The following is a 25,010-nucleotide window of genomic DNA, read 5'->3' as shown; positions in this document are numbered from 1 at the left end:
CGCCGCGCGGGGGATGGCTATTCCCCGCGCACCGCCAGGCCGTTCTCGTACGCGAAGATCACAGCTTGGATGCGGTCGCGCAGGCCAAGCTTCAGCAGCACCTTGGACACATGCGTCTTGACTGTCGCTTCGCCCAGGTAGAGCCGTTTCGCGATCTCGCCGTTCGACATCCCCGCGGCGAGGAGTCCGAGCACCTCGCGCTCGCGGTCGGTGAGCTCGGCGAGCGCCGACGTCGCCGCCGGGGCAGCCGGGGCGGCGGCCGGCGGGACCGCGGTCGCGCCCTGGCCGAACCGGGCGATGACGTGCCGGGTGAGCTCCGGGGCGAGCAGCGCATCCCCGCGGGCGAGAACCTGCACTGCATTGACCAGCTCCTCGGGGCTGGCGTTCTTCAGCAGGAAGCCGCTGGCGCCGGCGCGCAGCGCGGTGAAGAGGTAGTCCTCGCGGTTGAAGGTGGTGAGCACCAGGACCGCGGGTCGGGGCTCCACCCCGGCGGTGAGGAGGCGGGTGGCCTCCAGCCCGTCCATGCCCGGCATCTGCACATCCATGCACACCACGTCCGGATGCGTCTGCTCGGCCAGGCGCACGGCCGTCTCGCCGTCTCCGGCCTCCCCGACGACACGGATGCCCGGCTCCGACTCGAGGATGATGCGGAAGCCGGCGCGGACCAGCTCCTGGTCGTCGACGAGCAGCACACGGATCGCGGTCACGACATCCCCTCGGCGGGCGCGGCGGCTCCCTCGCCCGATCCGGCACCGGCTGTCGCGGGCAGCGGGAACCGGGCGCGCACGAGGTAACCGCCCCGGGCGCGCGGACCGATCTCGATGCTGCCGCCGACGGAGGCGACGCGCTCGCGCATCCCTCGCTGGCCCAGCCCGGCGCGGCCGTCGCTGGAGTGTGACCCGCCGAGGCCCGTGTCGCTGGCCTCGAGTTCCACCGCATCCACGAGGTAGCGCACACGCAGCTCGGCGGTCGCACCGGGGCCCGCGTGCTTGCGGGTGTTGGTCAGAGCCTCCTGCGCGACGCGGTAGGCGCTCAGAGCCACCGTGGCCGGAACCGCGCGCGGCTCGCCGATCACATCGAGTCGCGTCGGGAGGCCCGCCGCCGTGGTCTCCGAGACGAGCTCGGCGAGCTGGCCGATCCCGCGCGTGCTCGTGCTGCGGTGTGCCGGGTCGTCCGCGTCGGCACCGTCGGCTCGCAGCGCTCCGAGCAGCAGATGCAGTTCGTCGACGGCCGTGCGGGCGTTGGACTCGATGGTGAGTAGGGCGGCCGCCGCCTGGGCGGGATCCCGCTCCAGAACGCGACGGGCGGCCCCTGCCTGCACCCCCATCACCGAGACGTGATGCGCAACGACGTCGTGCAGTTCGCGGGCGATGCGCACTCGCTCCAGCGCGATCGCCTGCGCCTCGGTGCGTTCCCGCTCGGAGGCCAGTTCGCGGGTGAGCTCGACCAGCTCCGCCCGCTCCCGAGCCGAGCGGTACGCCGAATCGCCGAAATACCAGGCGCCGCCGAAGTACAGGATGTTGGTGATGATCTGGATGAGTCCGTAGGCGAGGTAGGGCGAGATCAGTCCGTCGCGCGAGAGCGCCGGGAGGAAGGCCGTCTGCCCGGCCGTCACGATCAGGTTCCAGAACAGCCACCCGAACATCCCTGCCACGATGACGATCCGGAGAACCGTCGCACGCCGCCGGTGGCGGCTCCAGGCGCCCAGCGTGTAGAACGCCACGAAGAGGCAGATGTTGGAGAACAGTATGTCCGCCACACCGAAACCGACGCCGATCGGGAACAGAAGCGAGCCGACGATCGCGACGGCTTCGGGCCAGCGCCGTCGGAAGGCCAGCGAAAGCCCCGTCGCACCCGCCCACATCAGCCCCTGCCACAGCGGCGCGTCCCCGAAGATCCCCGACCGCACCGTCAGCAGCACCGACACCACAGTTCCGAGTGTGAGGACCGCAGCGAAGATCGCGTCGGTGCGGTAGCCGCGGGCGTCGGGCCGCGGCCGCAGCCAGTCGCTCTCGGCGGTCGTCGTCATCCCCTCACGCTACCGGGAGGCGACTCGGGGCGGATCCGTCTGGCGGGGGAGGCGGTCGCCGTTCCTCACCGCTCGGTCGCCGCCCCCGGTGCGCTTTCGGTCAGGCGTCGTGCGCGGCCGAGCAGGTAGTCACGTTCGGGCAGGGATGCGGTCGCCCTGGCCGCCGCCCGGTAATCCTCTGCCGCGTCCTGATATTCGCCGGCCAGCTCGCGGAGATGCGCGCGCACGGCGAGCAGCCGGTGCCGGTCGGTCGGTCGACGGTCGGCGGAGAGCCGTTCGATGGTCGCCAGTCCGGCCGCCGGCCCCGACACCATCGCCTCCGCCACCGCGCGGTTGAGGGTGACCACCGGGTTGCCCGTCAGCCGTTCGAGCAGGCGGTAGAGGATCAGGATCTGTCGCCAGTCCGTTCCGGTGGTGCTCACCGCCTCATCGTGGAGCGCGGCGATGCTCGCCTGAAGGAGGTAGGGCGACGGAGGCCTCCCGGGCAGGGTCCGCTCCAGGATGGCGACGCCCTCGGCGATGGCCGCGTGGTTCCAGCGATTCCTGTCCTGCTCGTCCAGCGGAACCAGTGCGCCGTCCTCGGTCGTTCTCGCCGCGCGCCGGGCGTCGGTGAGCAGCATGAGGGCGAGAAGGCCGGCCGCCTCGCCGTGCTCCGGCTTCCGGGCGCAGACCATGCGCGCCAGCCTGATGGCTTCACCGCTGAGCTCGACATCGTGCACCGCCGGTCCGGTCGTCGCCGTGTGCCCCTCGGTGAACATCAGGTACAGCACAGTCAGCACTTGATCGAGGCGGTCGCCCGGAGTGGCCGGCGAGGGGAAGGTCGTGCCGGCCGCCCGGATGCGTGCCTTGGCTCGGCTGATGCGCTGGGCGACGGTCGCCTCCGGCAGCAGGTATGCGTGAGCGATCTGCCGCGTGGTGAGACCTGCGACGGCGCGCAGCGTGAGGGCGATCTGGGCCGGCCGCGACAACGCGGGGTGACAGCACAGGCGCATGACCTCCAGGCTGTCGTCGACGCTGCTCGCCGTGGTGTCGGCGAGGGGATGCGCCAGAGTCGTCTGGGTGCGCTCGCGTTCACGCCGACGACTCTCGCTGCGGATGCGGTCGATGAGCTTGCGGCCGGCCGCCGTGACGAGCCAGGCGCGCGGATCGTTCGGCCGCCCCTGCTCCGGCCACTGCTGGTGGGCGGCGAGCAGCGCCTCCTGCACCGCGTCTTCGCACAGATCGAACTGACCGGTGCCGTACCGGCGCAGGAGCGCACCGAGAACCTGCGGCGCCAGGGTGCGCAGCAGGTCCTCGACCGGGCCCGGCGCGGTCACATGTTCGCCCCGGCGGAGAACATGACCGGCCGCACCTCCAGGGCGAGACCGTCGATGCTGGCATCCGGGATCATCCGGGCGAGCTCGATGGCGCGCTCCCGTGACTCCACGTCGATCAGGTAGTAGCCGCCCATGAACTCCTTCATCTCGGCGAACGGGCCGTCGATCACCTCCGGTGTTCCGTTGACGGAGCGGATTGTCGCCGACTGGCTGGGGTCGCCGAGCGCGTGAGTGCTCAGCATCTCCCCAGACGCCGTCGTCTTCTCGATGAAGGCCTGGTGGCCGGCCCCGATCGCCGACTGCTCGTCGGGTGTCAGGGCCTCGATGACCGCCGGGTCGACCTGCATCAGAATCAGATACTTCATGACGTACTCCTTCGTGTCGGATGCGATCCGCTCGGCGGACCGCGGGGACGCCGCGAAAAGCGGAATCACAGCAAGGTCGTCACCGCTACCGCATTCTCGACACTGCAGCGGCGGGAACGCAACATTCCTCGGACCTTCCCCGCCCGGCCCCCTCGCGCACCCGGCACCACTACGTTGGAGGGGTGTGTGCCGTCTCGAACAGAGGAGAGGTCGATTCCGGTTCCGACTGAGGCCGTGTCCGACACGACGCTGGTGGGCGTGCCGCGTCTCCCCTCCCGCTTCCTGCACCGTCCGCGCGTGACCGATCGCCTCGACGAGCACGACGGGGTCGCGCTCGTCGTCGTGCGCGCGCCCGGCGGGTCGGGCAAGACGCTCGCGCTCGCCGACTGGCTCCGCCGGCGACCCGGCGACGAGACGCAGGTCTGGGTGGCGCTCGACGACCGCGCGGCCAGCCGTGGAGGATTCTGGTTCCTCGTCGTGCGGGCGCTGGCCGACGCCGGCCTGGTCGGCGACGAGGGCCCTCTGCGCGACTTCCTGGCCGGCTATCTCGATGTGACGTTCGTGCCGGCCTGGGTGGCCGACGCACTCAACGGCAGCGGTCGCCACATCCGTCTCGTGCTCGACGACCTGCACACGGCGCCCGACGAGAGCATCGACGACCTCGTCCGCATCCTGCCGCGCATCCAGGGCGCCCAGCTGATCGTCGCGACCCGGCGACGGAGCAGGCTCGAGTCGATCGTCGTGCGGGAGCGCATCGACACGGCGACGATCCTCGCGACCGACCTCGCCTTCGACACGGCTGAGGTGCACCAGCTCGGTCGGCAGAACGGGAACGATGCGTTCAGCGGTGACACGGCGGAGGCCATCCGGGCGGCGACGGTCGGGCACACCCTGGCGACCCGCCTCGCCATCGCGGCGACGGCGACGCCCGCGGGGGCGCCGCACGACCTCGGCCGCATCGCGGCGGACGCGGTGCGCGACATGATTCCGTCGCTGGACGACGACGGGCGTCGATTCGCCCTCCGCATCGCCCTCGCCCCCGCAGTGGATCGCTTTCTCGCCTCCCGGCTCACGGGGGTTGCCGATGCCGGGCCGATGCTCGCCCGCTTCGAACGGGAAGGGCTCGGCGAGTTCGACGAGCACGGGATGTTCTCCTTCCACGTGCTCGTGCGCCTCGCGCTCGAACGGGAGGCGGAACGCGACCTCGACGGTGGTGAGGTCAGAAGTCTTCGCAGGGTCGCGGCATCCGATTTCGCCGATCGCCGAGGCTGGGCGCTGACAGCGGTCGAGCTGAGCGTCCGCGCCGGTGACACCGCTCGCATCTGGCCGATCGTGGCACAGAACTTCTCCGATCTGATCAACCACCACGACGCCGAACTGGAACGGGTCGTGTCTCTGCTGAGCCCGGAACAGATCGCCGCCGACGGCACCGTCGGGATCGTGCTCGCGATCGTGCAGAGCGAGCACGAGGCGATGCCGTCGTTCACCCTCGTCGAGCGCGTCGACACCGCGCTCGCCGAACTGGCTGCCCGCCGCCCGCCCGTCGACGCCGTCGAGGCCTTCTACCGGCGGCTCTCGGAGTTCGCCGGGTTGCGAAGCGCACGACGGTACACCCAGGCGGTCCTCGCCGGCACGCAGGTGGTGGGAATCCTCGATGCGATGACGCCCGACGACCGGCGGCGCATCGGCCCCGCCGCCGGGGCAGGGATGATCCAGATCGTGATCACGAACGTGCTCGAGGGGCGGATGCGGCAGGCCGCCGTGCTCGCCGAACGGCTCGCGGCCGACACCCACCCCGGTCGACGGCTGCACCGTCGTGCCCTGGTCGGGTACATCCACGCGCTCCGCGGCGAGATGGTGCAGGCCGGCACAATGACGGATCAGATGGCCGAGTCGCGCATCGCCCAATGGCGTGCCACCGTTCCGGCAACCGGGTGGTACATCGCGGAATCGCTGATGCGGATCGAACGGAACGACGTCACCGGCGCTCTGGAGACGATCGCCGAAATCGACGCCCGCATCGCCCGGGTCGAGCACTGGCCCTACTTGCTGTGGGTGCGGGCGTACATCCGCCTCGTCGCCGGCGAGGCCGAGGTGGGCTTGGACGAGCTGGCGCATGCGCTCGCAGTCAACGGCGCGCGCGCTGCGAGCGACACCGCCCTCGCGCAGCTCGTGGGAATCCGCAGCGACCTCAACATCGCCGCGGGCCGGTTGGAGACGGCCCGGTCTCTGCTCGAGACGTGTTCGGATTCGCGCTCGGCTCACCTGGCGATCGCCCGTGCCCGGCTCGCCCTCGCCACGGGAGATGCGGGGGCCGCCCTCCTGGTCGAGTCGCTCGCGAAGTTCGACGACGCGACTCCCCGCCAACGACTGGATGCCCTGCTGCTCGTGAGCGTGGCACGGGCCCGCTCCGGTCACCGAACCGAGTCGGTCGCCGCCCTCAAACGGGCGATCGCGATCGCCGACCTGCAGGGTCTGCGCTCGCCCTTCGCCCTCGTGCCGCGGGCTGAGCTGGCCGCTCTGATCGCGGAGGAGTTCCCGTCGAGCGGCGAGCTGCTCGACGGTCGTGCCGATCCGTTCGGGCGTGCGCTGGCCGCGGTGTCGCTGACGGATCGTGAACTCGTCGTGCTCCGCCGGCTGGCGACGGACGCCACACTGCGACAGATCGCCGATGAGCTGTTCGTCTCCCTCAACACGGTCAAGACCCAGGTGGCCTCCGTCTACCGCAAGCTCGACGTCGCATCCCGCGATCAGGCCGCCGCCGAAGCCCGCCGCCGGCACCTCGTCGACTGAACCCGGGTGCGCGAAGATCACACTTCGACAACGAGGATTTGCGTCAACGCGTTTGACGCCTTTACGGTTGCGTCAATCGTTTGAAGTCAAACGATTGACGGATCCGAACCCCCGGGAGCATCGATGCTGACGATGAAAGACATCGCCTCGCACGTCGGCGTCTCTGTCTCCTCCGTTTCGCTGGTTCTGAGCGGACGCGGCGGCGGACGGGTCAAGCCCCAGGTCGCCGCCGAGATCCAGGCCGTGGCCGAAGAACTCGGCTACGTGCCGAATCAGCTCGCCCGGTCGCTCAAGACCAAACAGAGCCGCACGATCGGGGTCGTCTCCGATCGCGTGGCGACCGTGCCGTTCTCCGGCCACATGCTCGCGGGTGCGCAGCAGGCGGCCTGGGAGAGCGGGTTCATGCTGATGCTGATCGACACCGGCGGCAACGACGACCTGCAGACGCCGGCCGTCCAATCGCTGCTTCAGCGCAACATCGAATCGCTGATCGTTGCGACCACTTTCCACCGCCTCGTCGAACTCCCTTTCGTTCCTCCGGCAATGCCGGTGGTGATCCTCGACGGCAGGCCGAACGATGACGTCGACGCCGTTGTCGACTTCGTCGTGCCGGATGAGGAGAGCGGCGCCTACACCGCGACGAAGATGCTCGTCGAGGCCGGGCACCGGCGCATCGGCTTCTGCAATGTGGCCGCATACCCGATCGCATCCCGGTTGCGCGCTCGTGGGTATGAGCGCGCCCTGCTCGACGCGGGCATCACGCCCGACCCGTCGCTCTCGGTCGTCGCCGAGGATGCGGCGACCGCGCTCGCGATCGAACCGGCCCGCCGCCTGCTCGAGCGAGCCGATCGCCCGACCGCGGTGTTCGGCTTCAGCGACCAGACCGCGATGGGGTTCTACCACGTCGCGCGGCGGCTCGGACTCGAGATCCCCCGCGACTTGTCGCTCGTCGGCTTCGACAATCAGGAGTTCGTCGCCGAGGCGCTCGACCCCGGTCTCACGACCGTGCAGCTCCCCCACCGTGAGATGGGGGAGTGGGCCGTGCGGCGTGCACTCGACCGGCTGGAAGGCCGGGTCGGGTCAGGCGAGAGCACCGGCCGTCTGATGCCCTGCCCGCCCGTGATCCGCAACTCGATCGGGCCCCCGCCCGGCTAGGTCGGCAGGAACCGATCCGTCGTCCGGCGCCGTCGGCGTCGTCACCCCACACGAACCGGAGGGCCGGTGGCGCCAGCCTGCCGTCGAGCCCTCGCCCACGCCTCCCCCCGGAGTGCAACCCGATGCAAAGGAGCAACGAATGAAATCACCCCGTCAGCGCGCCGTCGCGCGCCTCGCGGCCACGGCGGCCGCCCTCGCGATCACCGCGGCCGGTCTCGCCGGCTGCAGCAGCGGAGCCGGCGATGCCGGCAAAACCTTCACGATCCTGCAATACGAAGACGCCACCACGGCACAGGGTCAGGGCTGGCAACTCGCCGTCGACCTGTTCAAGAAGAAGCATCCCGATGTGAAGGTCGACTTCCAGACCACCAGCTTCGATGCGTTCCGCAAGAACGCCAAGCTCGTGCTCGGAGGAAACAAGGTCCCCGATGTGGTCGAGTTCAACAAAGGCAATGCCGACGGCGGCCAGCTCGCCAGTCAGGGCCTGTTGCAGCCCCTCACCGACGACGTGAAGAAGTTCGGCTGGGATAAGAAGGTCACCGGGGCGATGCAGTCGTTCGCCCGGTACGACGAGTCGGGCAAAGCAGGTTCGGGTGACTGGTACGGCATCCCGAACATCGGCGAATACGTGACGCTCTACTACAACAAGTCGCTGTTCGAGAAGGCCGGTATCGCTGCGGTTCCCACCAGCCTGGACGAGTTCGTCGCCGACATGCAGAAGCTGCAAGGCGCCGGTGTCACGCCGGTTTCGTCGTCGGCCTCGACCAATCAGGGCTTCAACCAGATGTGGGTCTGGTACTCACTCGTCTCGGCTTTCGCCGATCGCAAACAGATCGACGACTTCATGTTCCTCAAAGGCAAGGTCGATTTCTCCGCAGATCCGTGGAAGAAGGGCGCCCAGGAGTTCCAAGACTGGATCGACAAGGGGTACCTCGGCACCGACCTCGCCGGCCTCACCTACGAGCAGGCGAACGTGAACTTCCTGAGCGGCAAGACCGGAATGCTCATCTGGAACGGGAGCGTCTTCGATCGCATCAAGAACCAGGCCACCTTCCCGTGGGGCTACTTCACCCTGCCGGGCGCGAACATGTCGATGGGCTCGTCCGGGCACCTGTGGGGTGTTCCAGCGAAAGCGGCCAACAAGGATCTCGCCGCCGACTGGATCGACATCACGCTCAGCCCGGAGGTTCAGAACAAGATCGGTGAGCTCGGCGGCCTTCCGCTCGCGGGCGACACGTCGAAGATCACCGATCCGGTCACACGCGCATACTCGGAGCGCTTCGACCAGCTGGTGAAGGACGACACACTCACCTTCTACCCGGACTACCCGGTTCCCGGATTCCTCGACTTCATCCAGACCAACATGGCGGCGATGTCGAACAAGAACGAGACGGCCGACGGCTACACGGCCAAGCTCCAGACGTTCTACGACGACGGCAAGAAGGCCGTCGACCAAGGCTGACGCGGGGTGGGAGCCGCCGCGCGCGGCTCCCCCTTCCGTATCCACCCATTTCGAGGAAGAAGCCCATGATGACGACAGCGACACGGGATGCGCCGGCGCGGCCAGCGCGGACCGGTGTGCGACGAACGGGCAGAACCGGCTACTGGTGGTACCTCGCCCCGATGATGGTGGGCACGGTCGCGATCGTGCTCGTGCCGTTCGCGGTGAACATCTTCATCAGTCTTTTCCGGTGGAAGGGCGGCCTCGCCCCGATGCACTGGAACGGTCTGGGCAACTACGCCGATCTGCTCGGCGACGCGCAGTTCTGGCTCGCCTTCAAGAACACGATCTTCATGGTCGTGGGCATGGTGGTCATCCCGACGCTTCTCGGCCTGCTGCTCGCCGCAATGCTCTTCGACTACATCGGTCGCGAGTTCACGGCGAAGACGGCGGCGTTCCTGCGGGCGACGTACTACCTGCCGCAGATCCTTCCGATCGCCGTGGCCGGATTCATCTGGAGCTGGGTGCTCGCCACGCAGAACGGACTGCTCAACAGTGTCATCGAAGCATTCGGCGTCACCAGCCCGCCCGATTGGCTCGGCAACCCGGACATCGCCATCTACGCGGTGATGCTGATGCTCATCTGGTTGCAGATCGGCTATCCGGTCGTGATCTTCATGGCCGCCCTTCAGCGCGTCGACCCTGAGCTTTACGAAGCAGCAGCCCTGGACGGCGCCGGGTGGTGGCGGCGCTTCCGGGCGATCACCATCCCGCAGATCCGGCCGGAGGTGTTCGTCGTCGTCATCACAGCGACGGTCGGCGCCCTCAAAGTGTTCGCCCCTGTGCTCATCCTGACCGGTGGCGGTCCGGAAGGGTCGACGGTCGTCCCCTCGTACTACTCGTACCGCAACTTCTTCGAGCTGTCGAAGGTCGGGTACGGCTCGGCCATCGCGACGGCGATGTCGGTGGTCATCTTCCTCGTCGCCGGGGTCATGCTCTGGCTGCAAAGACGGGGCGCAGCGGATGGAGAGCGCGCATGACCGCGACCGACTCATCACGAACGACGGTCTCGTCCGCAACGGCTGCTCCCCGTGCCCGCACGCGTCGTGCCCGCCCCCTGCGCTGGCTCGTGCTCGCCGCCGCGATCGCGGTCGCCCTGGTCATGCTCGCGCCGCTGATGCTGCTCGTGCTCAACGCGTTCAAGACCGGCGCCGACTATTCGACCAACGGGCCGCTCGCCTGGCCCCGGGCATTCAGCCTCGAAGCGTTCCAGCAGTACCTCCAGCGCGTGGACTATCTGCGAGCCCTCGGAAACTCGGTCGTCATCTCGACGCTCGTGGCCGTGTTCGGCGCGCTCGTCTCCCTTCTGAGCGCATACGCGATCGGGATCGGACGGGTGCGAGGGAGCACCGTGCTGCTGGCCGTCTTCCTGCTCGCGACGATGCTTCCGCAGGAAGCGCTGATCTATCCGCTGTTCTACGGCGCCCAGGCGACGGGCACATTCAACACCGTGTGGAGCGTGATCATCGTCTTCACCGTTCTGCAGGCGGCATTCGGCACCTATCTGCTGTCGAGCGTGATGTCCACGCTGCCGCCGTCGCTGCTCGAAGCGGCCGCGCTCGACGGCGCCGGCCGCTGGCGGATCCTGTGGTCGGTCGTCTTCCCGGTGATGCGTCCGACCCTGTCGGTGCTCGTGGTGTTCTTCTTCGTCTGGACCTGGAACGAGTTCTACATCCCGCTCATCCTGCTCTCGGACCAATCGGTGCAGACGGTGCCCATCGCGCTCGCGACACTGCAGGGGCAGAACAGCATCAACGTGACCGCGCTCAATGCCGGATCGCTGCTCTCGCTGCTCCCCACCCTGGTCTTCTTCATCATCTTCCAGCGGACCCTGAGCCGCGGCGTCACCGCCGGCTCGGTCAAGTGACCCCGTCGTCGCATCCCCACCACCACCAAGGAGAACTGTGCTTCCCACACTGACCGATCTTCGCGCCCCGGCCGGAGTCCGATCCCGTTCCATCAATGCGGAGAACCGAACCGGGGAGCCGGGTGCCGCGGCTGCGGCGAGTTCGCCGCTCGGCCCGGGACGGAAGGGCAGCGCCTACCTGCCGCTTCCCGCCGGTGGGCGCCTGACGCTGGCCGACATCGAGGGGCCCGGGGTGATTCGACACATCTGGATCACGGTCCCCGACCGCACCGACGGCGGGCCGTTCGTTCTGCGCGATCTCGTGCTCCGCATCTACTGGGACGACGAGGAGGAGCCGTCGGTCGAGTCGCCGCTCGGAGACTTCTTCTGCAACGGTTTCGCCGCGCGGTCGCTCGTGATGTCGGAGCCGATCGTCGTCGCTCCGACCGGGGGGATGAACTCGTACATCCCCATGCCGTTCCGGCGGCGCGCGCGCATCGTGATCGACAGCGACCACTCCGCCACGATCGAGCACGTTTTCTTCCAGGTCGACTACACCGTGGGCGACGACGTGCCGGATGCGACGCCATACTTCCACGCGCAGTGGCGGCGCTCGAACGCCTCGACAGCGCTCGGCGAGGACCACGTGATCGTGGACGGGGTCTCCGGGAGCGGGCGCTATCTCGGAACCTACATCGGGCTCGCGTCCCTGTCGCGCTTCTGGTGGGGTGAGGGCGAGGTCAAGTTCTTCCTCGACGGAGACACGGAACTGCCGACTTTGTGCAGCACGGGGCTCGAAGACTACGCCGGCGGCGCATGGGCGTTCCAGGACGAGTTGCGGAGCTCACCGGAACCGCAGCCCATCCCGTTCAGTGCGCCGTACTGCGGCTACCCGTTCTTCAGCACCCGCGACGAGACGCGCGCCGCCCCGTTCATCCAGTCGGTGGCACCGATGCACGCGGTCTACCGCTGGCACCTCCCCGACCCGATCTTCTTCGAGAACGCGTTGCGCGTCACCGTGCAGCAGATCGGCGTCTGGGACAAAGGGCTCTTCGAGCGGTCGGACGATATCTTCTCGGTGGCGTATTGGTACCAGACCGAGCCGCATTCGCCGTTCCCCGCCGTACCCGGAGCGAACGGTCGCGCCCCGAGATAAGGCGGCAGGTACCGGCAGACCCTCCCTCGGCGGTCGTCGACGGCGTACGGTCGAAGGTATGCCGCAGAACTCCGAGGTGAGAGATTTCCTGACCTCCCGCCGCGGCCGCATCGGTCCGGAGCAGGCCGGGCTTCCCGCGTACGGAGGCAATCGTCGGGTCATCGGGTTGCGGCGCGAAGAGGTCGCAATGCTGGCCGGTGTGAGTGTCGACTACTACACGCGCCTCGAACGTGGGAACCTCGCCGGCGTCTCGGACAGCGTGCTCGACGCGATCGCCCGCGCCCTTCAGCTCGACGGCGCCGGCGTGGGTGCGCAATGACCGGTCGGATGTGCTCGCGGCCAACGCGCTCGGCCGGGCCCTCTACCTCGACCTGATGTCGGAGGAGGTCCAGCCGCCGAACAATGCTCGATTCACCTTCCTCAACCCCCGGGCCCGCAGTTTCTATGCCGATTGGGAGCGTGCCGCCGACGATATCGTCGCCATCCTGCGGCAGACCGCGGGACGCAATCCGCACGATCGCGACCTCAGCGATCTGATCGGCGAGCTCAGCACGCGCAGCGAAGAGTTCCGCGTGCGCTGGGCACGGCATGACGTGAAGTACCACCGCACAGGGCACAAGCGCCTGCACCACCCGATCGTCGGCGACCTCGATCTGACCTTCGAGGCCCTGGAGCTGCCCGGTGACCCGGGGCTGCGCATCAACGTATACACGGCGGAGCCGGGCACGCCCTCCCAGGATGCGCTCACACTTCTCGACAGCTGGGTGGCGAGCCACGAGGTCGAGCCCGCGCCCTCGGGTTCGAAGAAGCCCTCGGCGCTGTAGTCCGAGATCGACCAGAAGCCGCGGACGGGCGCATCCTTCGCATCAGGGCGAAACGGGATGTCTCCCGTCGGTCAGGCTGTGGGCGAAGGGGAGTTCGCCCGCACCGACGAGCTCACCGTCGCTGTTCAGGGCCAGCACACCCCGTGCCCCTTGGCCGAGCGCCCAGCCGACCCCGTCCGAGCCGAGGGCGAAGACAGCGGTCGCCAGCGCATCCGCCACAGTCAGGTCGTCGGCGATGACGGTCACACTCGCATATGCGGTTGCAGGCATACCCGTCCGGCCGTCGATGATGTGGGCGCCCCTCTCGTACGCCCCGGAGGTGGCGATCGCGCCGTCGGTGACGCTCAGAACGGCGAGCATGCGGTGGGCGTCGGAGGGGGAGCGGATGCCGATGTTCCAGGGGGAACCATCCGGCGTGCCTGCGACGGCGACATCGCCGCCGGCGTTGAGGCAGAACGTGCGGATCCCCGCTCGGCGGAGCGCAGCGGCCGCTCGCGCCGCGGCCCATCCTTTGACGATGCCGTCGGTGTCGAGGGTGCCGTCGGGTGCGCGCAGCGTGAAGGCCTCGGCGGAGGCGGCTTCGATGGCGCGGCCGATGTCGAGCACCTCCCGCAGGTCTGCGCTGAACTCGTCCGGCACGATGTCGCCGCGGTTCACCGCCGAGACCTCGCTCTCGGCTCGGAAGCGGCTGAAGCGGCGGTCGGCCTCGTGCATCGATTCGAAGGCGGCGCGCGCGGCTGCCGACCAGTCGCCGTCGTCGCGGATGTCGATGGACATCGGGATACCCATGACCGTGTCGAGGGTTCTCATAGCTTGTCGATCGCCGCCTGCACGGATTGGCTGTAGCCCTCCGAGGTGTAGGTCGCTCCCGAGACGGTGTCGATCTTCGCCGACTGCGAGGAGAGCACCTCTTGGGCGAGGATCGGCGTGGCCTGGGCGTTGATCTCGACGCTGCGCCCCCGGTCGCTCGGCGATTGGAGCACGGTCACCGCGGTGATCGTCTTCCCCTTCGCGGTGATCTGCACCTGGATCGGCCCGTAGGGCGTCTGTTCGACGGCGCCGTCCACTGTCTTCGACGCCGACGCGGACGCCGTCCCGGCCGACGACGAGGAGGCCGAGGTCGAGGGGGAGGCCGACGCGGTGGCCGACGGGGCGGCCGACGCCGTCGCGCTCGGCGACGAGGTGGGGAGAACGGCCGTCGCCGCGGTGGAGCCGGTCGCGACCTGCCCGACGCCGTAGAGGCGCAGCCCGATCGTCAGCCCCATCACGGTGAGGATCACGACGAAAAGGACGGTGCCGCGCCACTTCATTCTGTTCATGACATGCTCAGTTCTTCTCGGTGGATGAATCGCTTTGGCATGGTCAGTTCCCGCAGGGAGTCTTCCGCCCGGGCGGCCATCCCCTCCGGCCCGCAGATGAATGCCTCCCACTCGTGCAGGTTCGGCACGATGGAGTGCAGGCCCTCCGGCCCCAGCGGGTCGTAGCCGAGCTCGCTCCGGCGCCCGACGACCGGGACCACGGTGAGCCCGCGCATCCCCTGAAGCTCTGCGAGGAGGGCGAGATCGTCGGCGGAGTGCGCGCGATAGATCAGCACCGGTTTCGCTCCCCGCAGGAGCAGGTCTTCCGCCAGGGCTCGGATCGGCCCGATCCCGGCGCCGCCGGCGACCAGCAGGATGCGGTCGCGGCTCGCGCGGTCCGCTGTGAAATGGCCGAAGGGGCCCTCGACGAAGACCAGTGTCCCCTTCTTCAGGTCTCGCAGCCGGCGCGTGTGATCGCCGACCGCGCCGACCGTGATCCGCATCGTGCCGTCGTGCGGAACCCGCGAGACCGAGAACGGGTGGGCCGTCAGCAGGTGGCCCCACGACAGGAATCGGAACAGCAGGAAGTTGCCGGCCCGCACGCCGAGCTCGTCGGTGTGGGCTCCGGCGAACCAGAGGCTCGTGGTTCCGACGTTTTCGGGCACGACTGCGACCACGCGCATCCGGTGCCGCCACGCGCTCAGCGTCGGGAGGAGGAACCGCCAGGTGAGGATGGCGGATGCGGTGCCGAGGTAGAGCAGCAGCCACAGCACCCGGTTGATCGGGTTGTCGATGAAATGCGCGCCCGCACTGAGCTGGTGCAGGAAGGTCAAGAAGATCGCGGCATAGGTGGTGAGGTGAAGCCAATACCAGACCTCGTAGGAGAGTTTGGCCCGGATCAGCCGGGCACTGCTCAGCCCGACGGCGAGGAAAGCGATCGTGCCGATGAGGGCGGTCACCATGTCGGGGTAGTTGCCGAGCATCGAGACGAACTCGGTCCAGGGGAGGCTGTGGTCGAGCAGTTCGCCGCCGATCACCATGAACAGCACGTGCGTCACGATCAGGAACAGGACCGTCGTGCCGAGCACCCGATGCCAGAGCACGAGCTTGTCGAGGCCGACGGCCCGCTCGAACCACGGCACCCGCGCGATGAGCAGCACCTGCGCGCAGACCAGGTAGCCGCCGAGCATCCCGCTGAGCTCGCCGACGGTGGTCGCGAGGTCGGCGGGGGTCGTGGCGTATCCGGCCGGGACGCTCGCCCACCACATGCCGATCACGGCCACCAGCCCGGCGGCGAGCACCAGCCGCACGACCCGGGCGTGACGGCGTTGCGCATGAGGACTGACGCGGCGCATGCTCGCCCGGCGAGGTGGTGCGATCGTCGTCATGCTCGACCTCCCGGAGTTCGACCTTCAGCCGACCTTCGGCGTACTCCCATCGTCCGGATGAATCCTTGAGCGATTCTTATTTGGCCTGGGAGGCGGCCGCGAGAAGGTGATGTGTTTCCGATGACCGCGCGGGTCACCCCGCGGCAGTCGCCGCCTTCGACGCGCGCACGAACACCCAGCTGACCCCGCCGACGAATACGACGATCGCGCCCACGTAGGCGAGGGGCGCGAACAGTCCGATCACGCTGAACACCAGGGCGAGCGCGGATGCGACGATCGCAGGAGTCACTGCTGCTTCGTGTCCCGCACGCCACGCCGTCTCGCTGCGCAGAAGGGAGGGCAGCCGGATGCCGACCAGGTGATTGAGCGGGATCCGGCCGTGGCCGGCCGCGACACAGCTCACCGACAGGAGGATCAAGAGGGCGGTGAACACCCACGCCAGCGCGGTGAGTGGGATCAGGGGGTGCCTCCGCTTCGCCGGTCGTCCGCAGGTGTTGCGTCGGTGCGCTCAGTTTGCCCGGCTCCCCGACATCCCGCAATGGCACGGTCGTTGCCCGCGAGAGGAAGACGATGGATGAGAATGATGCGGCACGGGAGGCGTACGCGATCGCCGTACGGCTCGGCGAGAAGAGCGCCCATCTGGATCGTGCCCGGCTCGGTGCTGAGGCCGGACTCCTCAGCACCGCGGACGAGCATTTCATGACCGCATGCCACCCTCCCGGCCCTCTCGGGGAGGATGGCGGCGCGTGGGCTCAGCCTTCTGGCAGGCTGCTCAATAGGCGACGGAGAGCTGGGCGCGACGGAGGGAGGGCTTGTCGATCTCGTCGACCACGGCGAGGGCGAAGTCGGCGCCCGAGACGGCCGATTCGCCGGCCTCGTCGAAGAGTGCAACCTCGCCGCCCGTGCGGTAGGCGCCCGTCGCTTCGCCGGGCGCATAGGAGCCATAGGTCGCCGCCGGGCTCACGTAGAGCCAGTCGAGAGCAGTCGGGGATGCGCTGAGCAGGTGTTCGAGCACGCCGGTCATCTCGCGGGCCTCGTCGGCGAACTCGGCAGGGACGCCGTCGCCGTGAACGAAGCGCGGTGCGCCTTCGGCCGGCCGGAGGGTGCTGAAACCGCCGATCACCACGAACCTCGCGCCGGACTCGGCCGAGAGCTCTTCGAATCGTGCATAGACGTCTTCGAGTGCGCCCGCGAGTTCGCCGCGCGGAGAGAGCGCTCCGAGCACGACGTCTGCATTCTGCACGGCGCTTCGACGAACGGCGTCGTCGAGGAGGGATCCGGTCTCGTAGCTCACGCCGGCGACGGGCTCGCTCAGCGCAGTGCGGCTGAATGAGGTCACCTCGTGTCCGCGCGACACCGCCTCGCGCGCGATGTTCGCTCCCGTGTAGCCGGTTCCGCCCAGCACTGTGATCTTCGTCATGGTTTCCTTCCGTCGACACCCTGTCGTATCGTGGTAACTCTACGTAACCAACTCTCCTTTCGGAAGAAGGCACTTTGTGGTAACCACCTCTGCTGCCGCTGGGCGCCTCGAACTCGATCCCTACCAAGACGGCTGCCCGACGCGTCGCATCCTCGATCGCGTCGGCGACCGGTGGACCGTCCTGGTCGTGGGTGCGCTGGGAGAACGCACCCGGCGCTTCTCCGAATTGCTCCGTCAGGTCGAGGGCATATCGCAAAAGATGCTCACCCAGACACTGCGCGCGCTGGAGCGCGACGGCCTGGTCGCCCGAACGGTGTACCCGGAAGTTCCGGTCAAGGTCGAATACCGGCTGACCGAGGGGGGTCGCTCACTGCTCGAACCGCTCCGCGCGCTCGAAGAGTGGTCGATCCACCACTTCGGCGAGGTCAGCCGGGCGCAGGCGGAGTACGACAACCGCCAGAGCGCCTGACCCTCACGAGTCGGCGAGTCCCGTGACCGCCGGGCGAGCCGAATGGAATGCCGATCCAGGCGCTCGCCGTAAGGGCCCCGAGAACCCGCGTGTGGAGCCGCGGCGGAATGCGCTCGAACTGCACCGCGCCCAGGATCGGATTCAGCACACCGCCGACGGCATCGCACAGCAGGGCGATCGTGAGCACGACCGGGAGCGAGGTGAAGGCGGCCAGCGCGAAGAACGGCGGTGCACCCGAGAGCAGGGCGCAGATCGCATACGTCGCCCATCGCGGCAGGCGCGGACCCAGCCAGGCCCCGTCCGCGACACCGATGAGCGCGCAGCCCGTCCCTGCGCGCGTCAGCTGGACGGGTCTTCGAGCGGCTCGGCTGAGCATCCCGGCGATCCGCGAGGCCTGACTCGAGGCCGCGATCGACGAGCACCTCTCGCCCGCCGATCGTCGGACTCTGTCGCAGGCTGCGCAGATCATGGAACGCCTCGCCGACAGCTGACCGTTCGGACGGGCCCGCGTCACCCCGGCGCGCGGGCGCCCTACGGCGCCGGCGTCAGGCGACGGATCTGAGTCAGCAGGGTTTCGGCGACGGCGTCGAATGCGGCGAGGTCGCGCGTCGCGCGGCTCAGGATGACCGCCCCCTCGCTTGCGGCCAAGAGAAGGGTGGCCTGGGCTTCGGCGTCGGCGAGGGGCAGTCCGCCCTCTATGAGCAGGCGCTTCAGATGGTCCCGCCAGGCGTGGAACGCGGTCGCGACGTCGGCTCGAAGGTCGGCCGAGTCGGTGTCGACGGTGACGGCGACGAGCGCGCATCCCGCTTCGAATCCGGTGCCGGTGAGGAGCCGTCGCCAGGCGTCGAGGAAGAGCTGCGCCACCTCTACGGCCGGGCGGCCCGCCCGCTGGTCGAGCAGGGCGATCGCGGTGCCGGTCGAGCGGTCGATCGCGGCCGCGATGAGCTCATCCTTGCCACCGGGGAAGTGGTGGTAGATCGAGCCTCGCGGTGTCGCGGTGAGCTCGATCACCTCGGAGAACGACGTGCCGGCGAGGCCGCGGGTGGCAAGGAGGCGGATGGCGCCGTCGACCATTCTCGTTCGCACATCGTTCACCACGGATCGTCCCTCCGGCCTTGACTATGACGAACGTCATAATCTACGGTCTATGCATATCATCATAATTTCTCTGAGGAGCATCCCATGCCCATGATCGATGTGTACGCACCCGACGACCTCTTCCCGGTGGACGCCGACCACGAGCTCGGCCGCGAGCTCACCCACGCCGTTCTGCGAGCCGAAGGCGTCGCCACGCCGGGACCGTTCCATCTCGACAACACGGCCGCGTTCATCCACCGTCTGCCCGCCACGGCCGTGTCCACCGCGAACACGCCGTCGTCCCGCACGGTGAGGGTGCAGATCGTCACCCCGCCCGGTTCGCTCGACCGCGAAGGACAGAAGCAGATCGTGCGCGAGGCGACCGGCATCATCGCCCGACTCAGTGGAGACGAGAGCCAGGCGTCGCGCACCTGGGTCATCCTCACCGAGGCGGCCGAGGGCGGCTGGGGTCTCGCGGGCACCGCTTTCGGCGTGGAAGAGTTCACCGCCCTGGCGCAGGCCGCCGCCGCCCGCGGCTAAGGCGCGCCCTCTCGACCGCCGCCGCCGCCCGCCGCGGAGGTTCTCGACCCCGAGCGGTCGCAAAACGTCGTTCTCGAGGCTGATTCGGGCCCCAGAACGACGTTTTGCGGCAACTCGGCCCGCGCGTGACGGGTGCGTGCGCCGACGGTCTGTCGTGTCAGCCGTACCGGGATGCGTCTCCGGAACCCGACTTTGAATACCGTCGGGTGACCCGGTGGGTCGCAGACCGAAGGGTTCGATCGTGGGTGCGCTTGCACAGCTGGTTCCGCTGTTCGTCGGAATCATTGTCAGTCCGTTGCCCATCGTCGCGATCGTGGCCATCCTGCTGTCGAAGCGCGGGCGCATGAACGGCGTCGCCTACTCGGTGGCCTTCACCCTGATCGGCTTCGTCTTCACCGTGATCGCCGCCCTGAGCACCTCCTCGGCGGGCGCAGGACACTCCTCCGGCGACGACGCGATCGTGCTGATCCTCACCGCAGCTCTCGGCGCCGGTTTCACGGTTCTGGCCGTGCTCAGCTGGCTCAGCCGACCCCGCGACGGCGCGGAGGCGAAGACGCCCGGCTGGCTGGCGGCCGTCGACACTCTCTCCCCCGCCAAGGCGGCAGGTCTGGGCGCGCTGATGGCGGTCACCAACAGTAAGAACATCCCGCTGGAGCTGAAGGCGGGCGCCCTGATCGGCGCACACGATCTCGCGATCTCGACAGTGATCCTGCTCGCACTCGGCTTCGCCGTGGTGGCCGGTCTCGGGGTGCTGCTCCCCACCCTTCTCGCGGCGACCGGATCCCGCGTCATCACGGCCGGCCTCACGCGATTGAAGACCGAGATGATCAAGCACAATGCCATCATCATGACCGTGCTGTTCGCGATGCTCGCCGCGATCGAAGTGAGCCATCTCATCCAGCAGCTGGTGAAATAGCCGAAAGGGAGGCGTTCACATGGACGCAGCGCGTGCCGTCGACGACACCGTCGTGGTGACGAGAGGGGGAGTCGTCCGCGGACGGGACGACGGTCGGGCGATCTCCTGGAAGGGAATCCGCTACGCCCGGCCGCCGGTCGGAGCACTGCGGTGGCGCGCGCCCGTCGAAGCCGAGCCGTGGGCGCAGCCGCTCGACGCGGTCACATTCGGCGCGGCTTCACCGCAGAGACCCAATCCCGCTGTTCCGCTCGGACCAGACACGGTGATGGATGAAGACTGCCTGTTCCTGAATGTCTGGCGTCCGGCCGCACCGGCCGAGGATGCCCGGCCGGTCATGGTCTGGATCCACGGCGGCGCCTACACGTTCGGCTCGGCCAGCCAGCCGCTCTTCAATGGCACGACGCTCGTCGCCGACGGCGATGTCGTGCTGGTCACCATCAACTACCGCACGGGTGCGCTGGGGTTCCTCGACCTCACCGGTCACGCGACACCGCAGCAACCGTTCGACTCCAATCTGGCTCTGCGAGATGTGCTGCTCGCCCTGGCCTGGGTGCGCGACAACATCGCCGCGTTCGGCGGCGACCCCGAGCGCGTGACCGTGTTCGGCGAGTCGGCCGGGGGCGGGATCCTGACGGCTCTGCTCGCGACGGATGCGGCATCCGGTCTGTTCCACCGCGCGATCATCGAGAGTTCCCCGGCCACCTCCATGTACGGCACCGACCGCTCGCGCACCGTCGCCGACCGGTTTCTGGCTGCCGCGGGGGTGTCGACCGACGAGGTCGACCGATTGCGGACGTTGAACGTCGAGGCCATCGTCGATGCGGCCATGACCGTCTACGCGGACATCCCATCAGAGTTCCCCGGCACCCTCGCGTTCGCGCCGGTCATCGACGGCGAACTGCTGCGCGAAGCTCCGATCACCGCGCTACGCAACGGGCGCGGTCTGCCCGTGCCGCTCCTCATCGGCACGAACAAGGATGAGGCGACCCTGTTCAAGTTCATGAAGTCGCCGCTGATGCCGATCAAAGGCGAGGCCATCGACACCATGTTCGAGAACATGCGGGCCGACAACCCCGGCCTCGAAGCGCCGACGCGGGAGCAGGTGCTCGACGCCTACGAGACGGTGCGGCACCGAACCCTCGGCCTCGGGATCGCGACCGACATCGGGTTCCGGATGCCGACCGTCTGGCTCGCGGAGGGTCACAGCCGTGTAGCGCCCACCTATCTCTACCGCTTCGATTTCACGACCCCGATGCTGAAACTGATCGGCATCGGCGCGGCGCACGCGACCGAGCTTCCGTACGTCTGGGGCAACCTCACCTCTGCTCCGAAAGACCCGACGTTCAAGCTCGGCGGCTACCGCGCCGGCGTGGAGGTGTCGAAGCGAATCCGGGCCCGCTGGACCGGCTTCGCCCACGGCGGCGAACCCGACGCACCCGGTTCGCCGTGGCCCGCATTCGACGAGGGCTCCCGCGCGACGCTCACCGTCGGCCGTGCCGACCGGGTGGTCGACGACCTCGACCGCGAGCTTCGAGGGGGATGGGGCGACCGGGTGCTCGCCTTCCGCTGACGCATGGCCACTGAGCGGACGGGCCTTCCGACCCGTCCGGGGTGGCAGTCCGCGCATCGTGCTTGAACGTTCCGCAGACTCGACGCTCCGCTATGCGCGTCGCAGGGCCTCGCGTCCGCCGTCCATCAGGGAGGCGAGGATGCGCACCAGGTGCGCGCGATCGTCTTCGCTGAGCAGTTCGGCCCAGCTCTGTTCTCGCTCGTTGTAGCGAGGGTAGATCCGGGCGACGGTCTCGGCGCCGATCTCGGAGAGGCACAGGGTGATGCTGCGGCCGTCGGCAACGGATTTCGTCCGCTCGACCAGGCCGTCGGCGGCGAGGGTACGGACGACGGCGGAGACCGATGCCTTGCTCATCCCGCTCAATTCGACGAGCTTCTTCATCGTGATCTCGCCGGTGACGTCGAGGATGTAAAGGAGCGAGAAGCCAGCCTCGCTCAGGCCTGCGTCGCGAACCGGCGCCCTCAGGTCGTAGAACATCAGCTCGGTGGAGCGGCGAAGAGTGATGAACAGTCGGGCGGCTTCGGTGTCGATGCCCCGTTCGCTGTTGCGCGGGCTGGTCATCGCGTAGTCGACGAAGGTCCAGAACCCCACGTCATCCACAGCGGTTTCGCGTTTCTCGGTCGTCATCGCGCCTCCCGGATCGACAGTAGCAAATCCGATGTGAATTTGTATAGTCAATGCCTTGACTATCTCTCCCATCTCTCCTAGTGTCGCTCTCACCGCATCCCGAACAAGGAGGTTCACATGAGGTTCACCCGCGCCATCGGCGCCGTGGGGGCGGCGACCGTCGCCGTGCTCGCCGCCACATCCCTCGCCGGCTGCCAGGCCGTCATCACCACCCCGGAGCCGGGCAAGACAACGGCTGCGACGACCGTCGCCGGGCTTCCGACAGCCATCGCCTCGAAGGGCTACATCGTGCTCGCCGACAGCGGAAGCGTCAAACCGCTCAAGTACACCGAGTCCGGCAGCGATGTGATCATCGGTCTGGTCCCCGACCTCGCCGCCGAATACGCGCGACGACTCGGCGTGACCGCGAAGATCGAACGCGTCGCCGGCGACTCCGTTGTGCCCGGCGTGCTGGCCGGCCGATTCGATGCGGGCCTCGCCCTCGGCGACTTCGCCCAACGACGAGAGACGCTCGACTTCGTCGACATCCTGGCCGGAGGTCAGGTCCTGCTCGTGAAAAAAGGGAACCCGGCCGGAGTGAGCGGGATGGACGACCTCTGCGGTCACTCGATCGCGATCGTCAAAGGCAGCAATCAGCAGACCGTCATCGACGAGTACCAGGCGAAATGCGTCACCGCAGGCAAGCCCGCGATCGACGTGCAAGCCTACGCCGACGGCCCGACGAGCATCCTTGCGCTGAGCAGCGGCCGCGTCGAGGTCGCCTACGACGACATCGCGGATGCGAACTACCTCGTCAAAGAGAACCCCGGGCTCTATCAGGTCACCGGGGACTATCAGTGGCTCGCGCCGTACGGTGTCGGCATCCCGAAGGCCGACGAGGACCTCACGAAGGCGATCCAAAAGGCGATGCAGTCGATGGTCGATGACGGCACGTATCAGAAGATCCTCGCGAAGTACGGGCAGGAGTCGATCGCGTTGAAGAAGATCGAGATCAACGGGTCGAAGTTCTGACGATGATCGACACACGACTCCCGGAGGCGGTCGCGCCCTCGCGACCGCCCTCCGCCGAGAAGCGCATCTTCGTGCGGCGCAGGCACCTCTCGTGGTGGATCGCCGGCATCGTCTTTGCCCTCGTTGCCGCCACGTTCGTCGACTTCCTCGTCGGCAACCCTCGCTGGGACTGGGCCGTGGTCGGTCAGTACCTCTTCCGAGCGGATGTGCTGCGCGGCCTCGCGAGCACGGCGATGCTCACGGTCATCAGCGCGGTCACCGGCCTGTTGATGGGCGGCATCGTCGCCTACCTGCGGATGTCGAGCAATCCTGTGCTCCGCTGGGTGGGAGCGCTCTACATCTGGATCGTGCGGGCGATCCCCGCCCTCGTGATCCTGCTCTTCATCTTCTTCGCCGCGGCGCTGCTCCCGGTCTTCGCAATCGGGGTTCCGCATTTCGGACCGACCCTGATCGCCTTCGACACGAACAAGCTCATTTCGCAGTTCAGTGCGGCGATCATCGGATTGACGATTATCCAGGGCGCGTACGTCGGCGAGATTTACCGCGGCGGCATCCTCTCTGTGGCTCGCGGGCAATTCGACGCAGCGACCGCGATCGGGATGACACGGACGAAGGCGATGTTCCGCATCATCCTGCCCCAAGCGGTTCGGGTCATCATCCCGCCGCTCGGCAACGAGCTCATCACCCTGTTCAAGAACACGTCGCTGGTCTATGTGATCGGTTACACCGAGTTGCTCACGACCGTGCAGCTCATCTATTCGCAGACCTACCAGACGATCCCGTTGCTGCTCGTGGCCTGCATCTGGTACCTGGTGATCACCAGTATCGGGATGATCGGACAGCACCTCCTGGAGCGGCGTTTCGGGCGCGGCTTCCGGGTGACCAAGAAGGCGGTCGCCCCCTGGAAGCTCAAGAAGACGGAGGCGGCACAATGACCACGACCGAACCACTGCTGCGCATCCTCGATCTGCGCAAGGCCTTCGGCGAGCTGGCGGTATTGGAGGGTGTCTCGCTCGAGGTCTCCGAAGGCGAGGTGTTGTGCCTCATCGGGCCGTCGGGCTCCGGGAAGAGCACGCTGCTGCGCTGCGTGAACCAACTGGAGACGATCGACGACGGCGAGATCTGGTTCTCCGGCGAGCTGATGGGCTACCGCAAAGACGGCAACCGCTTCTCCGAGCTCTCCGAAGCGAGGCGTGCGGTGCAGCGGAGGAACTTCGGCATGGTGTTTCAGGGGTTCAACCTGTTCCCGCATCTGACCGCGCTCGAGAACGTGATCGAAGGGCCGGTGCACGTTCAGCGTCGGCGGCGCGCGGCGGCCGTCGCCGAGGCGCTCGACCTTCTCGCGTCGGTGGGTCTTGCAGACAAGCGCGACGCCTACCCGAGTCAGCTCTCCGGTGGGCAGCAGCAGCGCGTGGCGATCGCCCGCGCGCTGGCGATGAAGCCGCGGATGATGCTGTTCGACGAGCCGACGAGCGCGCTCGACCCCGAGCTCGTCGGCGAGGTGCTGGAGGTGATGCGCAGGCTGGCGGACAGCGGCATGACCATGATGATCGTCACCCACGAGATGGCGTTCGCGCGCGATGTCGCTGATCGGGTGGCGTTGATGGACGGCGGCCGCATCGTCGAGGCGGGAACGCCCGACGAGGTGTTGCTGAACCCCACACATCCGAGGGCCCAAGCGTTCGTGCGGGTACTGGCGGAATGACATC

At 68.1% G+C, this 25,010-nt stretch carries 25 protein-coding genes and 1 pseudogene; 15 read left to right on the top strand and 11 right to left on the bottom strand.

Annotation, left to right across the window (positions count from 1 at the left end; translation table 11 throughout):
* Window positions 1-17: 17 nt before the first annotated feature.
* The 4 genes from K5L49_RS09815 to K5L49_RS09800 all read right to left on the bottom strand — a co-directional run bounded on the left by K5L49_RS09815 (window position 18) and on the right by K5L49_RS09800 (window position 3,710).
* Window positions 18-707, bottom strand: a complete 690-nt coding sequence (locus K5L49_RS09815) for a response regulator (protein ID WP_223692357.1) — start codon at window positions 705-707, stop codon at window positions 18-20.
* Window positions 704-2,029 (bottom strand): sensor histidine kinase, encoded by a 1,326-nt coding sequence (locus K5L49_RS09810; protein WP_223692355.1) that lies wholly within the window; start codon window positions 2,027-2,029, stop codon window positions 704-706. Before K5L49_RS09810 ends, K5L49_RS09815 begins: the two co-directional genes overlap by 4 nt.
* 65 nt (window positions 2,030-2,094) lie before the next feature.
* Complete coding sequence (locus K5L49_RS09805; protein ID WP_223692353.1) at window positions 2,095-3,345, bottom strand: RNA polymerase sigma factor; 1,251 nt, start codon at window positions 3,343-3,345, stop codon at window positions 2,095-2,097.
* Window positions 3,342-3,710: a YciI family protein gene (locus K5L49_RS09800; protein WP_223692352.1), complete on the bottom strand. Its 369-nt coding sequence runs from the start codon at window positions 3,708-3,710 to the stop codon at window positions 3,342-3,344. The genes K5L49_RS09805 and K5L49_RS09800 overlap by 4 nt, the downstream gene beginning before the upstream one ends.
* A gap of 234 nt (window positions 3,711-3,944) precedes the next feature.
* Here K5L49_RS09800 and K5L49_RS20440 point away from each other — a divergent pair, with 234 nt between their 5' ends.
* The 7 genes and pseudogenes from K5L49_RS20440 (at window position 3,945) to K5L49_RS09765 (ending at window position 12,985) form a co-directional block, all read left to right on the top strand.
* Entirely contained in the window at window positions 3,945-6,503 is a 2,559-nt protein-coding gene (locus K5L49_RS20440) for a LuxR C-terminal-related transcriptional regulator (protein WP_223692350.1), read from the top strand.
* A gap of 123 nt (window positions 6,504-6,626) precedes the next feature.
* The gene (locus tag K5L49_RS09790; protein ID WP_223692348.1) at window positions 6,627-7,658 is read left to right on the top strand and encodes a LacI family DNA-binding transcriptional regulator; all 1,032 of its coding nucleotides are present in this window, start codon (window positions 6,627-6,629) and stop codon (window positions 7,656-7,658) included.
* A gap of 139 nt (window positions 7,659-7,797) precedes the next feature.
* Window positions 7,798-9,120 (top strand): ABC transporter substrate-binding protein, encoded by a 1,323-nt coding sequence (locus tag K5L49_RS09785; RefSeq protein WP_223692345.1) that lies wholly within the window; start codon window positions 7,798-7,800, stop codon window positions 9,118-9,120.
* Window positions 9,121-9,281: 161 nt separating this feature from the next.
* Window positions 9,282-10,139, top strand: a complete 858-nt coding sequence (locus tag K5L49_RS09780; RefSeq protein ID WP_374107705.1) for a carbohydrate ABC transporter permease — start codon at window positions 9,282-9,284, stop codon at window positions 10,137-10,139.
* The gene (locus tag K5L49_RS09775; RefSeq protein ID WP_223692343.1) at window positions 10,136-11,026 is read left to right on the top strand and encodes a carbohydrate ABC transporter permease; all 891 of its coding nucleotides are present in this window, start codon (window positions 10,136-10,138) and stop codon (window positions 11,024-11,026) included. Before K5L49_RS09780 ends, K5L49_RS09775 begins: the two co-directional genes overlap by 4 nt.
* A 37-nt stretch (window positions 11,027-11,063) precedes the next feature.
* On the top strand, window positions 11,064-12,161 hold the full coding sequence (locus K5L49_RS09770; RefSeq protein WP_223692342.1) for a glycoside hydrolase family 172 protein: 1,098 nt from the start codon (window positions 11,064-11,066) through the stop codon (window positions 12,159-12,161).
* A gap of 58 nt (window positions 12,162-12,219) precedes the next feature.
* A pseudogene (locus K5L49_RS09765) lies at window positions 12,220-12,985 on the top strand (helix-turn-helix domain-containing protein).
* Between the two features lie 42 nt (window positions 12,986-13,027).
* Here K5L49_RS09765 and K5L49_RS09760 read toward each other — a convergent pair.
* From K5L49_RS09760 to K5L49_RS09740, 5 genes are all read right to left on the bottom strand, one after another.
* Entirely contained in the window at window positions 13,028-13,795 is a 768-nt protein-coding gene (locus K5L49_RS09760; protein ID WP_223692340.1) for an FAD:protein FMN transferase, read from the bottom strand.
* Complete coding sequence (locus K5L49_RS09755; RefSeq protein WP_223692338.1) at window positions 13,792-14,304, bottom strand: FMN-binding protein; 513 nt, start codon at window positions 14,302-14,304, stop codon at window positions 13,792-13,794. Before K5L49_RS09755 ends, K5L49_RS09760 begins: the two co-directional genes overlap by 4 nt.
* Complete coding sequence (locus K5L49_RS09750; protein WP_223692336.1) at window positions 14,301-15,671, bottom strand: ferredoxin reductase family protein; 1,371 nt, start codon at window positions 15,669-15,671, stop codon at window positions 14,301-14,303. The genes K5L49_RS09755 and K5L49_RS09750 overlap by 4 nt, the downstream gene beginning before the upstream one ends.
* Window positions 15,672-15,804: 133 nt before the next feature.
* Window positions 15,805-16,074: an SdpI family protein gene (locus K5L49_RS09745; protein WP_223692334.1), complete on the bottom strand. Its 270-nt coding sequence runs from the start codon at window positions 16,072-16,074 to the stop codon at window positions 15,805-15,807.
* Window positions 16,075-16,443: 369 nt separating this feature from the next.
* Window positions 16,444-17,091 (bottom strand): NAD(P)-dependent oxidoreductase, encoded by a 648-nt coding sequence (locus K5L49_RS09740; RefSeq protein ID WP_223692333.1) that lies wholly within the window; start codon window positions 17,089-17,091, stop codon window positions 16,444-16,446.
* 76 nt (window positions 17,092-17,167) lie between these two features.
* Here K5L49_RS09740 and K5L49_RS09735 point away from each other — a divergent pair, with 76 nt between their 5' ends.
* Both K5L49_RS09735 and K5L49_RS09730 read left to right on the top strand, forming a co-directional pair.
* On the top strand, window positions 17,168-17,560 hold the full coding sequence (locus tag K5L49_RS09735; RefSeq protein WP_223692331.1) for a winged helix-turn-helix transcriptional regulator: 393 nt from the start codon (window positions 17,168-17,170) through the stop codon (window positions 17,558-17,560).
* 179 nt (window positions 17,561-17,739) lie between these two features.
* Window positions 17,740-17,958 carry a hypothetical protein gene (locus tag K5L49_RS09730; RefSeq protein ID WP_223692329.1) on the top strand — a complete coding sequence of 73 codons (219 nt, stop codon included), beginning with the start codon at window positions 17,740-17,742 and terminating at the stop codon, window positions 17,956-17,958.
* A gap of 133 nt (window positions 17,959-18,091) precedes the next feature.
* Here the strand turns inward: K5L49_RS09730 and K5L49_RS09725 are convergent, their stop codons facing one another.
* On the bottom strand, window positions 18,092-18,655 hold the full coding sequence (locus tag K5L49_RS09725) for a TetR/AcrR family transcriptional regulator (RefSeq protein ID WP_223692327.1): 564 nt from the start codon (window positions 18,653-18,655) through the stop codon (window positions 18,092-18,094).
* Between the two features lie 87 nt (window positions 18,656-18,742).
* On the opposite strand from K5L49_RS09725, the gene K5L49_RS09720 reads away from it, so the two are divergent.
* From K5L49_RS09720 to K5L49_RS09710, 3 genes are all read left to right on the top strand, one after another.
* On the top strand, window positions 18,743-19,177 hold the full coding sequence (locus K5L49_RS09720; protein ID WP_223692326.1) for a tautomerase family protein: 435 nt from the start codon (window positions 18,743-18,745) through the stop codon (window positions 19,175-19,177).
* A 241-nt stretch (window positions 19,178-19,418) separates the two neighbouring features.
* Window positions 19,419-20,093: a GAP family protein gene (locus tag K5L49_RS09715; protein ID WP_223692324.1), complete on the top strand. Its 675-nt coding sequence runs from the start codon at window positions 19,419-19,421 to the stop codon at window positions 20,091-20,093.
* Between the two features lie 19 nt (window positions 20,094-20,112).
* Entirely contained in the window at window positions 20,113-21,663 is a 1,551-nt protein-coding gene (locus tag K5L49_RS09710) for a carboxylesterase/lipase family protein (protein WP_223692322.1), read from the top strand.
* A gap of 90 nt (window positions 21,664-21,753) precedes the next feature.
* Here the strand turns inward: K5L49_RS09710 and K5L49_RS09705 are convergent, their stop codons facing one another.
* A complete protein-coding gene (locus K5L49_RS09705) occupies window positions 21,754-22,290 on the bottom strand; it encodes a MarR family winged helix-turn-helix transcriptional regulator (RefSeq protein ID WP_223692320.1) in 537 nt (178 codons plus the stop codon).
* Between the two features lie 117 nt (window positions 22,291-22,407).
* On the opposite strand from K5L49_RS09705, the gene K5L49_RS09700 reads away from it, so the two are divergent.
* From K5L49_RS09700 to K5L49_RS09690, 3 genes are read left to right on the top strand one after another with little or no spacing between them, the layout of a single operon-like run.
* Window positions 22,408-23,301, top strand: a complete 894-nt coding sequence (locus tag K5L49_RS09700) for an ABC transporter substrate-binding protein (RefSeq protein ID WP_223692318.1) — start codon at window positions 22,408-22,410, stop codon at window positions 23,299-23,301.
* A 2-nt stretch (window positions 23,302-23,303) separates the two neighbouring features.
* Window positions 23,304-24,236, top strand: coding sequence for an amino acid ABC transporter permease (locus K5L49_RS09695; protein ID WP_223692317.1), 933 nt, complete (start codon window positions 23,304-23,306; stop codon window positions 24,234-24,236).
* Entirely contained in the window at window positions 24,233-25,006 is a 774-nt protein-coding gene (locus K5L49_RS09690) for an amino acid ABC transporter ATP-binding protein (protein ID WP_223692315.1), read from the top strand. The genes K5L49_RS09695 and K5L49_RS09690 overlap by 4 nt, the downstream gene beginning before the upstream one ends.
* Window positions 25,007-25,010 lie beyond the last annotated feature (4 nt).

It is taken from the genome of Leifsonia poae, from assembly GCF_020009625.1.
GTDB lineage: Bacteria > Actinomycetota > Actinomycetes > Actinomycetales > Microbacteriaceae > Leifsonia > Leifsonia poae_A.
Note: the sequence above shows the minus strand (reverse complement) of the source record. Positions and strands in the feature narration are given on the sequence as shown.

Bases quoted from the DNA above. Each gene is read 5' to 3' on its own strand.
- K5L49_RS09800 (WP_223692352.1), bottom strand. From the start codon at position 3,710: ATGAAGTATCTGATTCTGATGCAGGTCGACCCGGCGGTCATCGAGGCC.
- K5L49_RS09760 (WP_223692340.1), bottom strand. From the start codon at position 13,795: ATGAGAACCCTCGACACGGTCATGGGTATCCCGATGTCCATCGACATC.
- K5L49_RS09780 (WP_374107705.1), top strand. From the start codon at position 9,282: ATGATGGTGGGCACGGTCGCGATCGTGCTCGTGCCGTTCGCGGTGAAC.
- K5L49_RS09740 (WP_223692333.1), bottom strand. From the start codon at position 17,091: ATGACGAAGATCACAGTGCTGGGCGGAACCGGCTACACGGGAGCGAAC.
- K5L49_RS09755 (WP_223692338.1), bottom strand. From the start codon at position 14,304: ATGAACAGAATGAAGTGGCGCGGCACCGTCCTTTTCGTCGTGATCCTC.
- K5L49_RS09720 (WP_223692326.1), top strand. From the start codon at position 18,743: ATGCCCATGATCGATGTGTACGCACCCGACGACCTCTTCCCGGTGGAC.
- K5L49_RS09790 (WP_223692348.1), top strand. From the start codon at position 6,627: ATGCTGACGATGAAAGACATCGCCTCGCACGTCGGCGTCTCTGTCTCC.
- K5L49_RS09810 (WP_223692355.1), bottom strand. From the start codon at position 2,029: ATGACGACGACCGCCGAGAGCGACTGGCTGCGGCCGCGGCCCGACGCC.
- K5L49_RS09705 (WP_223692320.1), bottom strand. From the start codon at position 22,290: ATGACGACCGAGAAACGCGAAACCGCTGTGGATGACGTGGGGTTCTGG.
- K5L49_RS09775 (WP_223692343.1), top strand. From the start codon at position 10,136: ATGACCGCGACCGACTCATCACGAACGACGGTCTCGTCCGCAACGGCT.
- K5L49_RS09750 (WP_223692336.1), bottom strand. From the start codon at position 15,671: ATGACGACGATCGCACCACCTCGCCGGGCGAGCATGCGCCGCGTCAGT.
- K5L49_RS09785 (WP_223692345.1), top strand. From the start codon at position 7,798: ATGAAATCACCCCGTCAGCGCGCCGTCGCGCGCCTCGCGGCCACGGCG.
- K5L49_RS09695 (WP_223692317.1), top strand. From the start codon at position 23,304: ATGATCGACACACGACTCCCGGAGGCGGTCGCGCCCTCGCGACCGCCC.
- K5L49_RS09690 (WP_223692315.1), top strand. From the start codon at position 24,233: ATGACCACGACCGAACCACTGCTGCGCATCCTCGATCTGCGCAAGGCC.
- K5L49_RS09710 (WP_223692322.1), top strand. From the start codon at position 20,113: ATGGACGCAGCGCGTGCCGTCGACGACACCGTCGTGGTGACGAGAGGG.
- K5L49_RS09700 (WP_223692318.1), top strand. From the start codon at position 22,408: ATGAGGTTCACCCGCGCCATCGGCGCCGTGGGGGCGGCGACCGTCGCC.